The sequence below is a fragment of the Agrobacterium vitis genome, assembly GCF_014926405.1.
Lineage (GTDB): Bacteria > Pseudomonadota > Alphaproteobacteria > Rhizobiales > Rhizobiaceae > Allorhizobium > Allorhizobium vitis_H.
Genome location: NZ_JACXXJ020000005.1, coordinates 327,477 through 343,298 on the forward strand (window position 1 = coordinate 327,477; position 15,822 = coordinate 343,298).

23 protein-coding genes are annotated in these 15,822 nt (G+C 56.7%); 11 read left to right on the forward strand and 12 right to left on the reverse strand.

Annotation, left to right across the window (positions count from 1 at the left end; translation table 11 throughout):
• Nucleotides 1–34 precede the first annotated feature (34 nt).
• Both ruvA and ruvC read right to left on the reverse strand, forming a co-directional pair.
• The gene (gene ruvA, locus IEI95_RS12580) at nucleotides 35–652 is read right to left on the reverse strand and encodes a Holliday junction branch migration protein RuvA (RefSeq protein WP_015917010.1); all 618 of its coding nucleotides are present in this window, start codon (nucleotides 650–652) and stop codon (nucleotides 35–37) included.
• Nucleotides 653–677: 25 nt separating this feature from the next.
• Nucleotides 678–1,187, reverse strand: a complete 510-nt coding sequence (gene ruvC / locus IEI95_RS12585) for a crossover junction endodeoxyribonuclease RuvC (protein WP_087729084.1) — start codon at nucleotides 1,185–1,187, stop codon at nucleotides 678–680.
• Between the two features lie 205 nt (nucleotides 1,188–1,392).
• Here ruvC and IEI95_RS12590 point away from each other — a divergent pair, with 205 nt between their 5' ends.
• From IEI95_RS12590 to olsE, 3 genes are all read left to right on the forward strand, one after another.
• Nucleotides 1,393–2,409, forward strand: coding sequence for an LLM class flavin-dependent oxidoreductase (locus IEI95_RS12590; RefSeq protein ID WP_156535948.1), 1,017 nt, complete (start codon nucleotides 1,393–1,395; stop codon nucleotides 2,407–2,409).
• A gap of 137 nt (nucleotides 2,410–2,546) precedes the next feature.
• Complete coding sequence (locus IEI95_RS12595) at nucleotides 2,547–3,365, forward strand: outer membrane protein (RefSeq protein ID WP_156535947.1); 819 nt, start codon at nucleotides 2,547–2,549, stop codon at nucleotides 3,363–3,365.
• Nucleotides 3,366–3,612: 247 nt separating this feature from the next.
• Nucleotides 3,613–4,599 (forward strand): ornithine lipid hydroxylase OlsE, encoded by a 987-nt coding sequence (gene olsE / locus IEI95_RS12600; RefSeq protein WP_156535946.1) that lies wholly within the window; start codon nucleotides 3,613–3,615, stop codon nucleotides 4,597–4,599.
• On the opposite strand, the gene IEI95_RS12605 is transcribed toward olsE, so the two are convergent.
• From IEI95_RS12605 to IEI95_RS12635, 7 genes are all read right to left on the reverse strand, one after another.
• Nucleotides 4,536–5,126, reverse strand: coding sequence for a DoxX family protein (locus IEI95_RS12605; RefSeq protein ID WP_156535945.1), 591 nt, complete (start codon nucleotides 5,124–5,126; stop codon nucleotides 4,536–4,538). The two genes, olsE and IEI95_RS12605, sit on opposite strands and share 64 nt — an antisense overlap.
• Nucleotides 5,127–5,407: 281 nt before the next feature.
• Nucleotides 5,408–6,412, reverse strand: coding sequence for a tyrosine-type recombinase/integrase (locus tag IEI95_RS12610; protein ID WP_194416498.1), 1,005 nt, complete (start codon nucleotides 6,410–6,412; stop codon nucleotides 5,408–5,410).
• A gap of 163 nt (nucleotides 6,413–6,575) precedes the next feature.
• A complete protein-coding gene (locus IEI95_RS12615; RefSeq protein WP_194416499.1) occupies nucleotides 6,576–6,935 on the reverse strand; it encodes an HNH endonuclease signature motif containing protein in 360 nt (119 codons plus the stop codon).
• Nucleotides 6,928–7,515, reverse strand: a complete 588-nt coding sequence (locus IEI95_RS12620) for a hypothetical protein (RefSeq protein ID WP_194416500.1) — start codon at nucleotides 7,513–7,515, stop codon at nucleotides 6,928–6,930. The genes IEI95_RS12615 and IEI95_RS12620 overlap by 8 nt, the downstream gene beginning before the upstream one ends.
• Nucleotides 7,508–7,684 (reverse strand): hypothetical protein, encoded by a 177-nt coding sequence (locus IEI95_RS12625; RefSeq protein WP_194416501.1) that lies wholly within the window; start codon nucleotides 7,682–7,684, stop codon nucleotides 7,508–7,510. The genes IEI95_RS12620 and IEI95_RS12625 overlap by 8 nt, the downstream gene beginning before the upstream one ends.
• 99 nt (nucleotides 7,685–7,783) lie before the next feature.
• The gene (locus IEI95_RS12630) at nucleotides 7,784–7,966 is read right to left on the reverse strand and encodes a hypothetical protein (protein ID WP_194416502.1); all 183 of its coding nucleotides are present in this window, start codon (nucleotides 7,964–7,966) and stop codon (nucleotides 7,784–7,786) included.
• A gap of 222 nt (nucleotides 7,967–8,188) precedes the next feature.
• Nucleotides 8,189–8,770 (reverse strand): XRE family transcriptional regulator, encoded by a 582-nt coding sequence (locus IEI95_RS12635; RefSeq protein WP_234635368.1) that lies wholly within the window; start codon nucleotides 8,768–8,770, stop codon nucleotides 8,189–8,191.
• Nucleotides 8,771–8,852: 82 nt separating this feature from the next.
• On the opposite strand from IEI95_RS12635, the gene IEI95_RS29800 reads away from it, so the two are divergent.
• From IEI95_RS29800 to IEI95_RS12675, 8 genes are all read left to right on the forward strand, one after another.
• Nucleotides 8,853–9,071, forward strand: coding sequence for a helix-turn-helix transcriptional regulator (locus tag IEI95_RS29800; protein ID WP_156637730.1), 219 nt, complete (start codon nucleotides 8,853–8,855; stop codon nucleotides 9,069–9,071).
• A 215-nt stretch (nucleotides 9,072–9,286) separates the two neighbouring features.
• Nucleotides 9,287–9,784 carry a hypothetical protein gene (locus tag IEI95_RS12645; RefSeq protein WP_194416503.1) on the forward strand — a complete coding sequence of 166 codons (498 nt, stop codon included), beginning with the start codon at nucleotides 9,287–9,289 and terminating at the stop codon, nucleotides 9,782–9,784.
• A complete protein-coding gene (locus tag IEI95_RS12650) occupies nucleotides 9,781–10,017 on the forward strand; it encodes a hypothetical protein (protein WP_070165040.1) in 237 nt (78 codons plus the stop codon). Before IEI95_RS12645 ends, IEI95_RS12650 begins: the two co-directional genes overlap by 4 nt.
• A gap of 85 nt (nucleotides 10,018–10,102) precedes the next feature.
• Nucleotides 10,103–10,660, forward strand: coding sequence for a hypothetical protein (locus tag IEI95_RS12655; RefSeq protein ID WP_194416504.1), 558 nt, complete (start codon nucleotides 10,103–10,105; stop codon nucleotides 10,658–10,660).
• Nucleotides 10,657–11,298: a hypothetical protein gene (locus IEI95_RS12660; RefSeq protein ID WP_194416505.1), complete on the forward strand. Its 642-nt coding sequence runs from the start codon at nucleotides 10,657–10,659 to the stop codon at nucleotides 11,296–11,298. Before IEI95_RS12655 ends, IEI95_RS12660 begins: the two co-directional genes overlap by 4 nt.
• On the forward strand, nucleotides 11,295–11,588 hold the full coding sequence (locus tag IEI95_RS12665; RefSeq protein WP_194416506.1) for a hypothetical protein: 294 nt from the start codon (nucleotides 11,295–11,297) through the stop codon (nucleotides 11,586–11,588). Before IEI95_RS12660 ends, IEI95_RS12665 begins: the two co-directional genes overlap by 4 nt.
• Entirely contained in the window at nucleotides 11,585–13,030 is a 1,446-nt protein-coding gene (locus IEI95_RS12670) for an LvrA C-terminal domain-related protein (protein ID WP_194416507.1), read from the forward strand. Before IEI95_RS12665 ends, IEI95_RS12670 begins: the two co-directional genes overlap by 4 nt.
• A complete protein-coding gene (locus tag IEI95_RS12675) occupies nucleotides 13,017–13,673 on the forward strand; it encodes a transcription termination/antitermination NusG family protein (RefSeq protein ID WP_194416508.1) in 657 nt (218 codons plus the stop codon). The genes IEI95_RS12670 and IEI95_RS12675 overlap by 14 nt, the downstream gene beginning before the upstream one ends.
• Before the next feature lie 233 nt (nucleotides 13,674–13,906).
• Here the strand turns inward: IEI95_RS12675 and IEI95_RS12680 are convergent, their stop codons facing one another.
• From IEI95_RS12680 to IEI95_RS12690, 3 genes are all read right to left on the reverse strand, one after another.
• Entirely contained in the window at nucleotides 13,907–14,818 is a 912-nt protein-coding gene (locus tag IEI95_RS12680) for a hypothetical protein (RefSeq protein ID WP_234934218.1), read from the reverse strand.
• 10 nt (nucleotides 14,819–14,828) lie between these two features.
• On the reverse strand, nucleotides 14,829–15,401 hold the full coding sequence (locus tag IEI95_RS12685) for a hypothetical protein (RefSeq protein ID WP_194416509.1): 573 nt from the start codon (nucleotides 15,399–15,401) through the stop codon (nucleotides 14,829–14,831).
• A gap of 106 nt (nucleotides 15,402–15,507) precedes the next feature.
• A complete protein-coding gene (locus IEI95_RS12690; protein ID WP_194416510.1) occupies nucleotides 15,508–15,822 on the reverse strand; it encodes a hypothetical protein in 315 nt (104 codons plus the stop codon).

Sequence of the window (15,822 nt, forward strand, 5' to 3'; positions counted from 1 at the left end):
ACAATAGTAAGGAATACCGCCAAAAGCAAGGAAATCACCGCGATAGCTCCTTCAAGCCCAGCCGGATCAGTTTGGCGCTGTCTGCGCCTTCACCGCCATTTTTCAACGCGGCGGCGATGGCATTGGCGGCCTGATCACGGGAATAGCCGAGATTGGTCAGGGCTGACACCGCATCGGAAACCGGGGCAGAGGCAACGCCTTCGCCCAGTTCCTGCTTGAGGCCGATGGCGCTTCCCGCATCCCCGGTGAAGGCCGGAGCCTTGTTCTTCAATTCGGTAACGAGACGCAGCGCCACTTTCGGGCCGACGCCGGGGGCTCTGGCAATGGCGGGTTTGTCCTGGAGGGCAATGGCATTGGCCAGTTCGGAAGGGGTGAGGGTGGCCAAAATCGCCAGCGCCACCTTGGCACCGACGCCCTGCACGCTTTGCAGGAGATTGAACCATTCCCGCTCCAGCGCGCTCATGAAGCCGAACAATTTCAGCTGGTCCTCGCGCACATATGTCTCGATGAACAGCACGATGGCTTCGCCGGGTGAGCCCAGCCGCGCCAGGGTGCGTGACGAACAATGAGCGACGTAACAGACGCCGTGCACATCGACCAGCACATGGTCGTCGCCGATCTCGTCAATGGTGCCTTTGAGCTTGCCGATCATATACCATATCCAATGAAAAGAGTGATTATCCCGCCAGCGCCCGGCGCATCCGTTCACCACCGCGATTATGGGCGTGGCAGATGGCGATGGCCAAGGCATCGGCTGCATCATTGCCCTTGAATTCGGCCTTCGGCATCAGGATCTTCAGCATCATATGGATCTGCTGCTTATCGCCATGGCCAACGCCGATCACCGATTTCTTCACCGCATTCGGGGCATATTCCGCCACCGGCAATCCGGCACGGGCGGGCACCAGCATGGCGATGCCACGGGCCTGGCCAAGCTTCAGTGTCGCGACGGCATCCTTGTTGACGAAGGTCTGTTCAACCGCTGCTTCATCGGGCTGGTGGAGATGCACCACATCGGCCAGCCCATCATGCAGCTGGCACAGTCTAGAGGCCAGATCCATGTCTCCATCGGACATGACTGTACCCGATGCGACAAAGCGCAACGAATTGCCCAATGTCTCGATAACGCCCCAGCCGGTGCGGCGCAGGCCAGGATCGATACCGATAATGCGAATCGCGCTTGTCATGGAAAAATCCTAATCCTTTTCAAGCGAGATGTGCCAGCAAAAAGTGAACAAAACAAAAACATTTACTGTGGATTAGTCATTCGCTTGCGCCTGTTCCCCAAGCCTGTCGCGCAAAGATGTGATCGCGCCTTTCCGCTCTCCGCCTCTGGTATTCGCGTCAGGATTACATAAATAAAGTGATATATTCCCATCTGGAGCGCGCTTTATGACATCTGGAAAAACCGTGCCGATTTCCATTCTGGACCTGTCGCCCATCGCTGAAGGGCAGAGTGTGTCGGATGCGCTTTCGGCCTCGCGGCGCATGGCCATTGCGGCTGAAGAGCATGGTTACACGCGGTTCTGGCTGGCCGAACATCACGGCATGCCGGGCATTGCCAGCGCGGCGACCGCAATTGTCATTGCCCATGTCGGGGCGGCGACCAAGCGGATTCGCATTGGCTCCGGGGGCATCATGCTGCCCAATCATGCGCCGATGGTGATTGCTGAGCAATTCGGCACGCTCGCGGCGCTGTTTCCGGGCCGGGTCGATCTCGGTCTCGGACGGGCGCCCGGCACCGATATGCGCACAGCCCGCGCCTTGCGCCGCAATATGGAGGCGGGCGTGGATAACTTCCCCCAGGATATCCAGGAGCTGCAATTGCTGTTGGGGCCACCGGTTGGCGATGGCAGCCTGATGGCGGTGCCGGGTGTGAATAGCGATGTAGCGGTGTGGTTGCTGGGTTCCAGCCTTTATAGCGCCCATCTGGCGGCGGCGCTGGGTCTTCCCTATGCCTTTGCATCGCATTTTGCCCCCGATCAATTGTTCGAGGCGATTTCGATCTACCGCGACCGCTTCCAGCCATCCGAGGCCCTCGATAAGCCCTATATGATCGTCGGCGTGATGGGCGCGGTCGCCGAAACGGATCAGGAGGCGCGGCGCCTGTTTACCTCCGCCCAGCAGCAATTCATCAACCTGCGGCGTAATGTGCGCAGCCAGTTTCCTCGTCCGGTCGAGACCATGGAGGGCCTGTGGAGCGAAATGGAGCGCTTTGGCGTCGAGCATACGCTGCAACATGCTGTGGTCGGCGGCCCGGCGACAGCGGCTGAAAAGCTATCTCGCTTTCTGAAAAATACCGGCGCTGATGAAGTGATCGTCTCCATGCCGATCCACGATATCGAGGCACGGTTGACATCGGTTCGGCTGTTTGCCGATCTGCAGCGTCAGGCATGCGAAGCGGCGTGACGGCGTGGTAGAGGCCTAAATGCGATCGCGGCATGGTTAAGCAACAGGCTTAATGAGGTCTTAACCTTTGCCCTTCATTATCCAGGGTTGAAACCTGGGGCGTGGCCCCGTTATCCTTTGATTTTGGGGCCTTTCTCATGAAAAGACATCTATTGGCATTGTTTGCCGCCGGCATTCTGGCCGGTCCGGTAAGCGCCGCCGACGTCTATCAGCCAGAACCGCCGCTGCAGGACGCTCCCGAAGTGCGGGTTGCCGATACGTCCGGCTGGTATCTGCGTGGCGATATCGGCTATTCCTTCAACCAGTTGCGCGGTGCGAAGTTCTACCAGGGCTCCAACGCCAATCAGGCCAGTTTCGACCGGCATGATCTCGATAACAGCTATACGCTGGGCGCCGGTGTCGGATACCAGATCAACAGTCATCTGCGCACCGATGTAACCTTTGACTATCTCGGCAAGTCGGATTTCACCGGCTCGACCCGTGGGTCCTGCGGCGTGTCAAGCGCTTGTACCTCGCGTGACTTGTCCTCCTTGCAGGCCTATACGCTGATGGCCAATGCCTATGTGGATCTCGGCACCTACGCCTCGTTCACGCCCTATGTTGGCGCAGGTATCGGCGGGTCCTACGTCAAGTGGGACAAGCTGAAAAACACCTCCTGCGCCGATGACGGCAGTGGTTGCGATGGCAGCGAAGAGCATGGGGGTCGGGGTAGCTGGCGCTTTGCCTATCAGCTGATGGTTGGCACCTCCATCGATCTCACCTGCGACTGGAAAGCCGATATCGGCTACCGCTTCCGCCAGACGACGGGTGGCAGCATGTTCGGCTACAAGGCCAATGGCGGTCCCGGCAGTGACAAGGGCTTTTACAGCCACGACCTGCATGTCGGCGCTCGCTATCAGTTTGGTGGCTGCCCGACGCCGGTCGCCTATGAACCGCCACCTCTCGTGTATAAGTGATCGGGCTTACCGCCTGCGAATGCCTGCTGGTCTGGAGAGGACCGGCTCGATTTTGAAAAAGCGCCGTGCGTTCGAAAGGACGCACGGCTTTTTGTTGTTTTTCATAACTGTCTGCCCCCTTGCATTTCCAGCACTGTCCCATAAAGCTAACGGCACAGGAACGGCTGCTTGGCGAAGGATCTCGTCCGTCAATGGGCTTTTCTGCCCGGATTTACATCACCACTGTCAATCTTTTTGAACGGTCAAAATGAAAATACTCGCTTCCTTCCTGGTCTGGCCGGGCGTGTTCGTGTTCGGCCTGACAGGCTCCTATTTCGCTTTTTCCAGTTCTCATCCGCTGCTTGGCTTCGTTGCCGTCTATCTCTGTGCTTTCGGTCTTCTGGCGCTCAGCGAGCGGTTCCTGCCTTATGAGCTGACCTGGCTGGAAGGCGATGGCGAGACCGTCAACGATGTCGCCCATACGCTGTTGACCAAGGGTCTGGTCGAGTTTCTATCGGGTCTGACGGTGATTTTCCCGATGGCCGCCGCCCGGATGTTGCAACCGCTGACGGCGCTGGAATTTCACCTTTGGCCAACCGGCCTGCCCATGGCCTTGCAGGTGGTTCTCGGGCTGGTCGTTGCTGAATTCGGTCTTTACTGGGCACATCGTATTGCCCATGAACGGCTGTTCTTCTGGCGGTTCCATGCGCTACATCACAGCGTTGCCAGGCTCTGGGTGGTCAATACCGGGCGTTTCCATGTGATGGATTCGCTGTTTAAGGTGGCACTGAGCCAATTGCCGCTCTACCTGCTGGGCGCGCCGGTGGCCGTCTTTCTCTGGGTCGGTGCGGCCACCGCTTTCATCGGTATCCTCACTCATTGCAATGTCGCAGTGCGCACCGGTATTCTCGACTTCGTGTTCAGCACGCCGCGCCTGCATCGCTGGCACCATTCGAAGATTTTGCGGGAAGGCAATACCAATTACGGCGAGAACCTGGTGCTTTTCGATCAGATATTCGGGACCTATTACAATCCCGAACACGGACCCAGCACCAACATCGGCATCAGCGGCACGGTGGCCAAGGGGTTCGTTGCTCAATTGGTCCAGCCCTTCACCGTGAAGGGCCAGAGGCAAATTCTCGGGGCTCAGCCGGTCGGGGAGGGCGCGCTCGCACCCTCCGATGTCGTTGCTCAGAATTCGCGCTTGACCAGCAGCCTGTCCACCGACAGCGCTCCGCCACCGAAGGCTGCGTAAAACAGCGCACCGCCGGTCCAGAACAGCGAAGCAAGTTCGGCTTTGGTCTGCACCTGTTCCAGGAAGGTGGTGCCGCCATCGGCAAGCCGCTTGACGGCTTCAGGGGTGAACAACGTGGCGCCGCTTTTAAGGGCGTCAATACCTTCTTGCGTTAGGAATGCATGCCCGTAGGGGAACTTAACGTGAAACCACAGGGTGATGGCCAGCATGATGCCATTGGCGAGCGCGACTGGCCGCGTAAAAAGCCCGATTACAATCAGGAAACCGCCGAAAAACTGCATGGCAGCCAGCATGGGCGACCAGAGCCAGCCGGGATAGAATCCGAGATTCTGCACGAAACCAATCTGGGCCATGGGCGCCATGATTTTCGGATAGCCCTCAATGACAAGCATGGCGCCGATGGCCACCCGGAAAGCGGTGAAGGCCAGGGGCTCGGCAAATCCCTGATAGAATTTTTCCATGATCGGAAGGAACAGCCGGGTTTTGGCCGACTTGCTGGGTGCGGAATACAGTGTTTCCATTGTCATAGCCAACCTCAATAGGGTTTGTTTTGCGTGTAGGCTGATGTTGCATGGGTCTGGCTGGCGGCTATTGATCTCGGTCAATAAAGTTGCGGAGATGCAACTTGGCGCACGTTTTTCGCGTAGACGTCCCGCTTTGTGGAGGATTTGGCGGCGGCGGATTGTCGCTGTTTAGCCCATAAAAGTCGCTTGACGAAAATCGTGAACTCGATTAGCAACGACGGCGGGACACCTCTCCCCAACGAGAGACGTTTTACCCCGCAATCCCTTGCATGATTGATATTGATTTAACTCACTATTTTGAGTTTGTGTACGTTCGCTGTGTCAGTTTTTGTGTCAGAAGTCAGGACGTTTGTTATCGTCTCATCGCGCATTGCGTGGCCGTATGTGCGGAACACCAGCTGTGCATCTGCCCAGCCGCCAAGCTTGGCAACGGTGATCGGGTCAACGCCTCGGTGTAGCAGCGTTGTGGCAAAGCCGTGGCGGCATGAATGATACGTGAGGTAAGGAATATCGGTGCGCTTGAACACCTTGTTCCATTGCGGCTTCATGGTGTGGCGCGAAGAATATTTGAAGACTTTTTCTGCTGGAACGCGGGGGCTTTCGATTTTCATCAGGGCAGCAACCAGTTCTGGCGGTAGGTGCGCCTGGCGCTCTTTTCCGACCTTGGTTTGCTTGATCAATGCCTTGAGATTCAGCAGGTCAATATCTGCCCATGTTAGGTTTGTTGCCTCGGTCACGCGCGCGCCGGTCAGGAACATAAAGCAGCAGGCCGCGCCAAGGTGCGGGTTGGCGTGGGCCATGAACTGCTTGACCCACTCCCACGTTGCTGGCTCTTTAATTTTGGTCTCGGTTTTAAAGCGTTTGACTTTGATCGGGTGGCACATATCCAGCGTGGCGGTGTGGTTTATGATTGCCTGAGTTGGCACAATGACGTTGCGATTACGCGTTGCGCCTGCTGCCTTCGGGTAGAGCGTTATAGCTGCCTGCTGCACCTTGCCGGATGTGATCTTATTGACCGGCGTATCTTCCCAAAAGTCTACCATCTCTTGCACAAACCGGGCGGTTTTGCCTGCTTGCAGGTAAATCTCTGCTGCCCTATTGAATTTTAATCGACCAAACCCACGCTCTTTGCGGTCGGTTTCTTGCCGGAGAATTTCAGACTGCTTCTCGATGATGAAGCGCTTCGCTTCGTTTTTGTCCGCTGTTCCGGTTGTTCCACGGAATCGCTCACCCTCGATTGTGCCTCGGTAGTGGTAGTACCCGCCTCTGAGGTATAACGTGAGTGACACGGGCGGCTTGCCTCCATGATTGTGTTGATGTCTTTATCGGTCAATGTCATGCGATTGCCAAGTATGCTACAAGCCCCAATTCTACGGGCAAACTCGCGCAACTTGCGCGGTGACCAATTGAGATGGCTGGCGACTTGTTCCGGGCTGTAGACGTTGGGTAGGGTCATAGCGGGATCTCCTCGCATACAAATTCTTGCTTCGTCCGCTTTGCCTGTTCGCGCCGAAGGGCGTTTCGCTTCTTGGTGAGAAGCTCCAGGTGATCGGGATGCGGGCGGACACAAAGCCGGTTGCGGCATACGTGGTCGATCTCTTTTTTGCCGGGAATGAAACCGAACTCGTTGGTCCACATGACGAGATGGACGGCAATCGTCTGCCCACTCAGCGACATGCGCGGATAACCCGCGCCGCGTCCTTCGTTGCCGGAGGTCGGACCTGACCAGATCCAGCAACCTGTTTGGGGGTTTTTAATCACGCGAGACATAATCCGTTCGCGGATCTCTTGGCGGCGGCTTGCGTCAGGCATCGGAAGCTCCCTCCGATGATTTGTGGCACGATGATGATAGAATGGCACGATCACGCAAGCCAGATTCGACAGACGAACATATGGTTGTGTCGCATCCTGAATTTGGAAAGAGGGGTGCCGGAGCCGCTGCCTCGAACTTCGAAACAGAGGCGGCGGCTTTGTGAGTTGTGACGAGGGTCTTTAGCCGTTCGTTTTCGGCTTTGATCGCGGCAACGCTTTCCCAGGCGGCAAAAGGATCGCCGGGCTCGCCAACCTCGGCTGCGATTTTGAGTAGTTCGTCGCGATAGCCGGTGAGGTTGGCATATTTCCGAGAGAAATGGAGAACCATCCCGTTCAACCGCTCGATTTCGGCGTCACGGCGCTCGATGTCATCAAGGGCGATGGTCCATGCATTGGCTGTGGCGATGAACAGCATGGAGTTGTCGCATGAGCCTGCGAAGATCTTGGCGAGTGCCCGTTGTTTGCCCGGAAGCCAACTGGGCCAAATCTTTTCCTGGAGGATAGCAGCGATCGCGCGGGCCGGCTGGATTGCGTCTTCGCGGAGCGGGACTGCGCCCTTGATTGCTTCGGTCTCACGCATCACGTTTTCCCTTGATAATGCGAATTGTCTCGATGAAGCCGGGCCGGGTGCGCAGAGCTTTTTGCTCTGCCTTAAGACTGTTGTCGGCTGTGGTGATTACGGTGTGGCCGTCACGGAAGCGGACGCTGAAGAGCGGCTTGCGCGCTGTTTTTGGGGATTGGGTTGTCATGCCGGCACCTTCGGGTACTGGGCGGGATACGGCCTGGTCGCCTCATATGGAACGGGAGAAGGTGGCCGCCGGGCTACGTGGAAGAGCGAAATCAGATGTTCAGGCGACTTCGGTAAGTCGGATACGCTCGGCGACGGCCGGCGCATTGCGCTGTTGGCTATCCTTGCAGATCCCGGCGCTCAAAAGGTCTTTCTCGGTCTGCGGGCCGCGCTCCTGATAGAGCTGAAACATTGTTTCGCGGTCGCGCTTGTCTTCGGCGGTGACGGTGGACGTCTGTTGCATGATTTTCCATCCTTGGCTTGAGGATGCGACGATCCTCTTCTCGCTTTATGTGACGCCGCCGGATGGGTAGGGCTTTTGGGGGTGGGGTGCCTTCCGGCGGCGCCATTGGTTATCCGTCAAATGATGCGGATGACGGATAATATGCGCAAACGGATAAACATGATCAAGTAAAAAATGCGCAAAAGCATAATTATTTTTGGCGGCGCGGATATTTCGAATATTTTACCGAGGCTTGATCCAATCAATGGGAGCTGCCCATTCCACGATTTGGTCAACCATATCAGGATAAAGGGCGTTGATGCTCGTGAGAGTCCAGGTGTTGGGTGTACTCCCTGGGCGGATCGTTTTAACAAAAATCCGCCCGTCTCCAAGCTGCACCACCGCACGCCTGTTCACTAATTCTGATGGCGGCAAGGTTTTGGAGTAAAAAAGTATCGTGCCCTCTTCGTAGGCTGGATACATGGATTCGCCAGAAACCTCTACGGCAACAGTATTTTGATGCGCGTCCGCCGGTGCATCGACGTAGCTTTGTCCACCATCATCGATCGCATAGAGTTCTTGGCCAGCTCCGACCTTGCCCATCAATTTCGCCCGCATGAATGGCTTATTATCTTGGTTGCCAAACTCTTTGTTGTGCAGGTCTCGAATGGCATCCCGGTGATGTCCCTCCGGCTCCGAGCCAGACTTCCATCGATTTACCGTTGATTGAGAGACGCCAAAATGGGCGGCCAGCTTGACCTGGTTCCATTTTTTCATGCTGAGCAGTTCGGCAATATATGTCGCGATATCCATGCGTTTCTGCATATTACAGATCCCTGGATTTAAAAAATGCGTTGACGGATAAAATCGCCGTTGAAAAATATCGGTTTGCGCATATTATGCGCCAATGAGTCCGATCCAATTTATCCGTAAACAGGTGTTCTCCGTCAGTCAGTCTGAATTCGCAGCCATCCTGGATGTGTCTCAGTCGACTGTCTCTCGTTGGGAACGCGGCGTGTCGCCATCGCTTGATGAAATGAGCAAGATACGCTGTGCGGCTGTTGAGCGCGGGGTTTCGTGGAGCGATAGCTTCTTCTTTGACGTTCCTAATGGGGTCGCCCAATGACGGTGCGGCCCTTTCCTCCATACGGTTCGCGCTGGCTCTCCTCCCGGCTGCGCGCGGCCCGCACCAGGTTGTTTGGCGTCCGATCTGGTGCGGGCAAGTTTCGGTTTGCATGCGGTCCTCCCTGAGTATCTGACGGCCCATTCCTCACATTTTTGATCAATTCCCACCACGGGAAAAACGCCGGAGATTTCCCGGCGCGGGAAAGGTTTTGTCTTATGCACACAAGCGCTTGGTTTCATCGCATCAAAGCGGCGCAACGCGACCTGATTAGGCTGGTCGGCGGTATCGAGCGGGCGTCGGAGATCTCATCGGTGTCTGCCAGCCATATCGGACGGATGAACAACCCGCGTGATACGGACCTGATGCCGATTTCGGTTGTCTATGCCCTGGAGAGCGAATGCGGGGTGCCGGTCGTGACCTCGGCCATGGCAGAACTGAGCGGGCGGCGGTTGACTGATCCGGCAAGTGACAAGGCCGTGGATCAAGGTGTCGTCGTTGCCTATTCGGAGATGGTGCGCCGGGCTGGCGATCTGATTTCCGGTGGCGCGGTGGCGATCTCCGACATGGTGGTGACACCTGCGGAAGCCACCAAGATGGACCGGGATGCGGCGGAACTGGAAGTCGGTCTTGCAGCACTTCGCAAGGCGCTGGCCGGTGTGAAGGCGAGGGGTGGCGATAAGCTTGGCCTGCGGATCGTGGGAGAGCAGCCATGATCGACGCAACCCTGACCCCGCTATTCGAGCGGCCCTTGAGTGCGCGGGCACGGGCCTTTCTGCGCAAGCTCAAAATCCATGGTGGTCAGCTGATCGTGCCTGATGGCCCTGACCGGCAGTTGGCGAATGACTGCCGTGCCTGCGGCTATGTGCTGATCCGCGAGGATCACAAGACGGTGCTGCTGACCGGCCTCGGCCAAGCCTATCTTGATCGTCTGATGAGGGCGAACTGATGGCCGGTTATGTGTCAGTCAAGTTTCCCAAGCCCGGTTCTGCCGGGCTTTCCCTTATTCTCGCAGCGAACAAGGTGGCCGCATCATGCAAGATGTGAACCGCCAACGCGAAGCCTCGACGGTGAACCGGCTCAAGGGGTCGGCAGAGCGTCTGCATGATGATGTTTGGACGCTGGAAGCGGATCGGGGCGGGTTGCGCCTGGTGGTGCATCGGCTGATGGGTGAGCAGGTGCATATTGCCACCATTCATCCGGCCGCCTTGCATGACGAACGTGACCTGATCTGTGGAGCGCTCGATCATTTGCGCCTGTTTCTTCGTCTTGTGGATCGGGCAGCGATTGCCGTGCGCGATCTGCGCCAAGAGCTGGCGGTGCAGAGCCATTCACCGGCGTTGGCCCGCAAGATGCCAAACCACGCGGCGCAAGCCTCCATTCTGCTGTCCCACGCAGCCTTTCACCGGTTTCTAAGCGAGACCAACAGCGGCAGCGTGGTTGACGACAAAGACACTGCCGACGCGGCCCTCAAGGATCGCCTCGGCATCACCAGCAAAAAACAGATCAATGAAGATGACCGCGCACGGTCGGCCTGGCTCTCGCTCTATGGCGAGTACGAGGCGTGGCTGCGCGGCGGGGGTGAAGCATGACCGGTCGTGACTTTCCAGAGGTCTCTATTCCCTATGGCAAGCGCACCGCAAAGGCGATGCGGATTGCCTGCGGGTGCTGCGACGTCGTTTCCTACTTCCCGCATCACACCGGGATCATCGTCAAGCAGTCCATCGCGGCCATCCAGCATTTCCAGACCAAAGGGTGGGTCGTCGGCAGCAGTCCGAAAGAGGATTTTTGCCCAAAACATGCCAGCCCGTCCAAGCGCAAAGGAGCGATTATCATGGCCGAGAACACAGCACCGGTTGCGGACAAGCCGCGTGACATGAGCCGCGAGGATCGCGCCATCATCTTTGACAAGCTCAATGAGGTCTATGGCAAGGACGCCTATAAAGCGCCCTGGACAGACAGCATTGTTGCCAAGGATCTCGGTGTGCCGCGCGATTGGGTGTCCGTCACACGCGATGCAATGTTCGGCCAGGCCGGCTCCAATCCGCTGTTTGATGACTTTCTGCTGGAAAGCGCCAGGATGGAAAGCCAGTTCCGCACCTATGCCAGTGCTTGCGAAGCGGCAACACAGGCCGTGGACGCGCAAAAGGCCGCCCAGGCGGCGTTGTCCAAGCAGATGGACGCCTATCGCGCTCTGGCACGCAAGGTGGAGCGGGAGATTGGCCGATGACAGGGCTTCTTCCCATCATCGAGCAGCTTTGCGATTGCCAGACGGACGCGGAACGGGCCGATTGGCTGCTGAGGGTACCGCAGGGCGTGATCTACCGCGACAACGCTGCGATCCGCATGGTGTTGCGCACGGCTGGGTTCTTGGCCGGCGTTGACTATCTCGATGCCGAGCTGGCAGCGTTCAATTCCACCCGCACCGAGCAAGGCTGCTGGCGCGATAGCGTGTTGCTGTCCGTTGGTGCGGGCAGGGCGGCGCTGCTGGATGTTGTGCGCAAAGGCGGTGGGCAGTGAGCGGCGAAGCGACAATCCGGCGCGGCGTGCGCAATGCACGTTATGCCGCCATTCCCAACCATGTGTTTGAGGATGCGAGGCTCTCCATGGAGGCCCGCTGGCTGCTGTCTTATCTGCTGTCGAAACCCGACAACTGGACCGTGGTGATCGGTGACATCGTCCGCAAGGGCAATTGCGGGCGCGACAAGGCCCGCAAGATGATCGCGGAGCTGGTGGAGACAGGCTATGCGCAGCGGGAGCAGACCCGTGCCGATGGCAAGTTCGGTGCAACGGTTCTTGTCATCTTTGACGAGCCACGCCAGGCGGTCCTGGATGCCTCCGACGTCTCTGACAACACCGATGCCTCCGACGTCTCTGACAACACCGATGCCTCCGACGTCTCTGACACCACCGGTGCCGCCGACAACGCCGACAACACTGATACCTCTAATGCCTCCGACACCGCTGATGCCTCTGATGCTTCCGGCAACGCCGAAGCCTCCAATGCCTCGGCCAAATCCGACGGTTCTGACGGTTCCGATGCGCCAACCAAAACTGTTGCATTTCTACCGCAGACTGAAACGCCGTCGCCGGCAAAACCGTCGCCGGTTTTACCGTCGCCGGTAAAATCGGCACCTAGTAATAACTTAGATCTAGCAAAGACTGACTCTTACCAAGGGGAGGGAGTTTGCGAGCCGGTTTTGCAAGGCAATGCGGTTCCCGCTGCGGACGATAAGGCAGCCAAGCGGACTGAGCGAGCCCGGATCGGTCGGCAGTTTGACGCCTGGTACAAACTCTGGCCCAAGCCCGGCAGTCCCGAATTTGCCCGCAATGCCTGGTTTGCGCTGTCGGCTGAGGAGCGGGACGCCTGCAGTGAGCGAACACCAGCCTATCTGGCCTGGGCAAAGCGCGATGACCTGACAGCGCCCGCCGTTTACCTCAAGGCACGGGCATGGACAGACCTGCCAGACCATCTGGCTGCCACCCAGGAGCCAGCACGCGTGGTCGCCAAGCCGTGCGGCAAGCTTTGGATGGGACGGCGCTTGGAGGCCCTGCTGTCAGACCCGACCGGCCCGTTCTTCATCACGGCTTTTGATGAGCGGCGGATTGCCTCCGGTGCGATCAGCCGGGAAGCGCTGATCTGGGAAAAGCGTCGGGAGCACGGCTGGCCGCTGGTGGTCAAAATGCAAGACCGCGCCCTTCGCGGCGAACAGTTTGTCACCTCGGCGGATCTGTTGCCGCTGGTGGCCGGCTTTGTCGGATTCAAGCCAGACAGCGATTTGTTTGCCGCTTGGCGGCGGCTCCATGAGCGGCGGGGATGGATGTTTATCGATGGTCGGTGCGAGTGGAATTACTTCCCGCCGGTCGACCCCGCAGAGCCCGATCTCGATGCGGCGGTCGAAGCCGCCCTTCAGCACTTCAAAATCAGCCTCAGCGAGGGACGTACCCATGATGCAGCATAACGGCAAACTTCTGAATAGCGTCTCGAACGAAAGGCTTTCGAAGCTGACGGACGCCAAAGCCCTTGAGGCCAGGCGCAAGCGCCAGATCGCCATGGCCAGGCGCGACCGCCCGGACTTCGACCAACTGGCCCGCTGGGTGGTGGCCAGCTGCAAGATCGGCATGGAGCAGGTGATCCGCGATAGCCTTGGACAGCAGGGCATTGAATGCTGGTGCCCCTGCGAGCGGCTGAGACTACCGCCCAGGCGCGGCAAGCCAGCGATCATCGTCCAGCGGGCGTTATTCCGTGGCTATCTGTTCGTGCAGGTGATCCCGGACAATGAAGCCTATGTCGGTCTTATGCTGGCCTCCAAGCTGCGGAGCCTGATGGGTCGGGATGGCAAGCCCTACCTGATGCCGGAACCCTTGATGCGGCAGCTGCTCCTATCGGCCAAGACTGCGGAGAGGAAGCATATGGAAGCGGGCGACGTTCCACCGATGCCGGATGTGCTGGGCAAGCAGGTAACGATCCGCTCCGGCCCGTTTGCCGACTTCGTGGTGACGGTGCGCAAGGTGCTGTCGAAGCGTGGTCAGGTGGTGGTGGATGTTCCGCTGTTTGGTGGAATGAGTGAGATCACCATGGGTATTGATGCCATCGCGACCTGAGGTCGTCGGTTGCAAGGTGGAGACCCCTTGGACGATGGTCAGATAGCCTCGTGGCCCGGGGGCAGGGGGGTGGGTTAGCCTTGAACCCGATCCGCCTCCCGCACCGGCGTCAGTCATTCGTGTGTAGCGAGGGGAAATTGGAGACAAAAAGCCACTCTGGGAGACTAGGGAAACACAAGACAAAAGGTGAATGTCTCAGTGCCAGGACGGGCAGTATTGCTTAGAACCCGCCCTCATTGGCTGACCGGTCTATCGATCACGGTTGCCGGTTTTGCGATCTCTACAGGCACGAACAGCAGGACATTAAAACCGTCGTCTGGATCGTAACGTGCCGGATCGAGCAGGATATGGCTGTGGGTTTGCATGAACCAATGAGCGACATCGGTATTATAAAACGCCGTGATCAGCCCCATGATCCGGTTGCCGGCCATGGCAAGAGTTTCACCGGTCGACAGACGTTTTGTATTGAGTATGACCAATTTACGTTGGGCGGGAAAGCCAGCGTCGGAAACGTGGACTGAAAGTCTGCCCTCCTGGTAGCTTCTCACACGCACCCGCAACCTTGGAGGACGCAGCGCATCGAAATGAGCGTTAATTGCCTTCAGGCGTGCCTTAGCCTCGGTCTTGGTGATGCTGACTTCGGGCAAGACGTCGCTAACGGGCGCAAGCTGCTCGCCGAAATACTGCCGGGTCATCTCTTCTGAGTGTTCGGCATAAGTGAGGTGTTTGACCGGTAGTTCTTCCAGCCATTTTCGGCGCAGTGCGATTGCCATGGCTTTTGCTTGCTCCTCACCATATTCGCGCACGGAGAACTTCTCGCGCTTGTGTTCTGTGCGGGTAAGGAGAGATGCTTCCCAGGCTTCGTCCTCTGCCAGTTCGACGTGGCGCACGCCTGAAATGCCACTCTTGTTATTCTTGCGGAGCAGAACGGCTTGCTCATGATTGGTGGCAGGTGGCAGGACGGATATAATGGCATCTCGGTAAATCTTCGCCTGGGCATAGCTCGCCTGTGATGACCCATAGATGCTGTCCTTGAACAGCCGCACGACCCGGATGCCGCGTCGCCTCAAATCCACCCACCAGCCGGCGCCGTGGTTCTCGTTATGCTCTTCGCGAAACAGCGCGTAGGTGTCAGCGTCATCCAATATGCTTAAGTTACCTCAGTTCAACTGGAAGGTTCTCTAGAGTTAAATCGTACTCTGGAGGCGACTGGACAGCAGTTACGCTTAGTCTTTTTCCAGTGCGTAACATTTGAAGTGCTTCACGGCCTAGCCACCATGATTGGACCTTTTTAAAATCTTCCTTCTTTAACTCGCTCTGGAAATTTCGCATTATAGCCTGCGCCCATTTTGTCGTATGCATTGTTTTGACGCTTCCCGGTAAGAGGGTGCCCTCTTTCCAAAGGCCAGCAAGTGTCACTTCTACAGATTCTTCGTTAAACCCGTTATAGACGCTCCATTCTTTCGTTCCAGGCCTGCTTGACTCTTCATTTATATATTCGCGTGTTTGTAAATGCGCGCCCCGAGGAACTATGAGATAGGAAATTGATCCGCTTGCTGTCTCGTTGGTAGCGATTCCGGGTTGCGATATTTCGGAGCTGGATACTATCGGGGGATCGGGCCTATCATGGATCCCCACTCTGACAAATCCGAGATCTTTATCCATCTCAAGAGCATAAATAACTGGCTTAATGTCGGCAGGTGTTGCAAAGAAGAATATTTGCTTCATTGCTTTACCTTCTGTGTTAAAATGAAATATTCTTTCAGGGTTCTTTTTTATTGAAATGTAATTTCATTAATTGTTAATAACATATTATCTATCATTCAATTTATATCTATATGTATTCTCGTATTTTAGAAAATAATATATCTAAATCCATTTTAATTTCACTATTTTCGAGCGCACTTGCATCCAAATGAGTTTCTTCAATAATTTCCCAATTTTCACTCTTTGTATCATCGAATAAATTATAGAATACATATCCGTTCGACCACAATGCGATGTGGCCCATCAATCGTCCATTTGAAAAATCTATATCGATGAGATCACCAAAATCACCATTTTTATGAACGCCAACATCTACTATAAACCCCGCGTCACATTTGTTTATTTCGCTAATTAAGTTTTCACTTAGTTTCTGAATTTCCAT

What these genes read in the sequence shown, in the direction of transcription:
- ruvA (WP_015917010.1), bottom strand. Translation starts at nt 652, where the DNA reads ATGATCGGCAAGCTCAAAGGCACCATTGACGAGATCGGCGACGACCAT.
- ruvC (WP_087729084.1), bottom strand. Translation starts at nt 1,187, where the DNA reads ATGACAAGCGCGATTCGCATTATCGGTATCGATCCTGGCCTGCGCCGC.
- IEI95_RS12590 (WP_156535948.1), top strand. Translation starts at nt 1,393, where the DNA reads ATGACATCTGGAAAAACCGTGCCGATTTCCATTCTGGACCTGTCGCCC.
- IEI95_RS12595 (WP_156535947.1), top strand. Translation starts at nt 2,547, where the DNA reads ATGAAAAGACATCTATTGGCATTGTTTGCCGCCGGCATTCTGGCCGGT.
- olsE (WP_156535946.1), top strand. Translation starts at nt 3,613, where the DNA reads ATGAAAATACTCGCTTCCTTCCTGGTCTGGCCGGGCGTGTTCGTGTTC.
- IEI95_RS12605 (WP_156535945.1), bottom strand. Translation starts at nt 5,126, where the DNA reads ATGACAATGGAAACACTGTATTCCGCACCCAGCAAGTCGGCCAAAACC.
- IEI95_RS12615 (WP_194416499.1), bottom strand. Translation starts at nt 6,935, where the DNA reads ATGCCTGACGCAAGCCGCCGCCAAGAGATCCGCGAACGGATTATGTCT.
- IEI95_RS12620 (WP_194416500.1), bottom strand. Translation starts at nt 7,515, where the DNA reads ATGCGTGAGACCGAAGCAATCAAGGGCGCAGTCCCGCTCCGCGAAGAC.
- IEI95_RS12625 (WP_194416501.1), bottom strand. Translation starts at nt 7,684, where the DNA reads ATGACAACCCAATCCCCAAAAACAGCGCGCAAGCCGCTCTTCAGCGTC.
- IEI95_RS12630 (WP_194416502.1), bottom strand. Translation starts at nt 7,966, where the DNA reads ATGCAACAGACGTCCACCGTCACCGCCGAAGACAAGCGCGACCGCGAA.
- IEI95_RS12635 (WP_234635368.1), bottom strand. Translation starts at nt 8,770, where the DNA reads ATGCAGAAACGCATGGATATCGCGACATATATTGCCGAACTGCTCAGC.
- IEI95_RS29800 (WP_156637730.1), top strand. Translation starts at nt 8,853, where the DNA reads ATGAGTCCGATCCAATTTATCCGTAAACAGGTGTTCTCCGTCAGTCAG.
- IEI95_RS12645 (WP_194416503.1), top strand. Translation starts at nt 9,287, where the DNA reads ATGCACACAAGCGCTTGGTTTCATCGCATCAAAGCGGCGCAACGCGAC.
- IEI95_RS12650 (WP_070165040.1), top strand. Translation starts at nt 9,781, where the DNA reads ATGATCGACGCAACCCTGACCCCGCTATTCGAGCGGCCCTTGAGTGCG.
- IEI95_RS12655 (WP_194416504.1), top strand. Translation starts at nt 10,103, where the DNA reads ATGCAAGATGTGAACCGCCAACGCGAAGCCTCGACGGTGAACCGGCTC.
- IEI95_RS12660 (WP_194416505.1), top strand. Translation starts at nt 10,657, where the DNA reads ATGACCGGTCGTGACTTTCCAGAGGTCTCTATTCCCTATGGCAAGCGC.
- IEI95_RS12665 (WP_194416506.1), top strand. Translation starts at nt 11,295, where the DNA reads ATGACAGGGCTTCTTCCCATCATCGAGCAGCTTTGCGATTGCCAGACG.
- IEI95_RS12675 (WP_194416508.1), top strand. Translation starts at nt 13,017, where the DNA reads ATGATGCAGCATAACGGCAAACTTCTGAATAGCGTCTCGAACGAAAGG.
- IEI95_RS12685 (WP_194416509.1), bottom strand. Translation starts at nt 15,401, where the DNA reads ATGAAGCAAATATTCTTCTTTGCAACACCTGCCGACATTAAGCCAGTT.
- IEI95_RS12690 (WP_194416510.1), bottom strand. Translation starts at nt 15,822, where the DNA reads ATGGAAATTCAGAAACTAAGTGAAAACTTAATTAGCGAAATAAACAAA.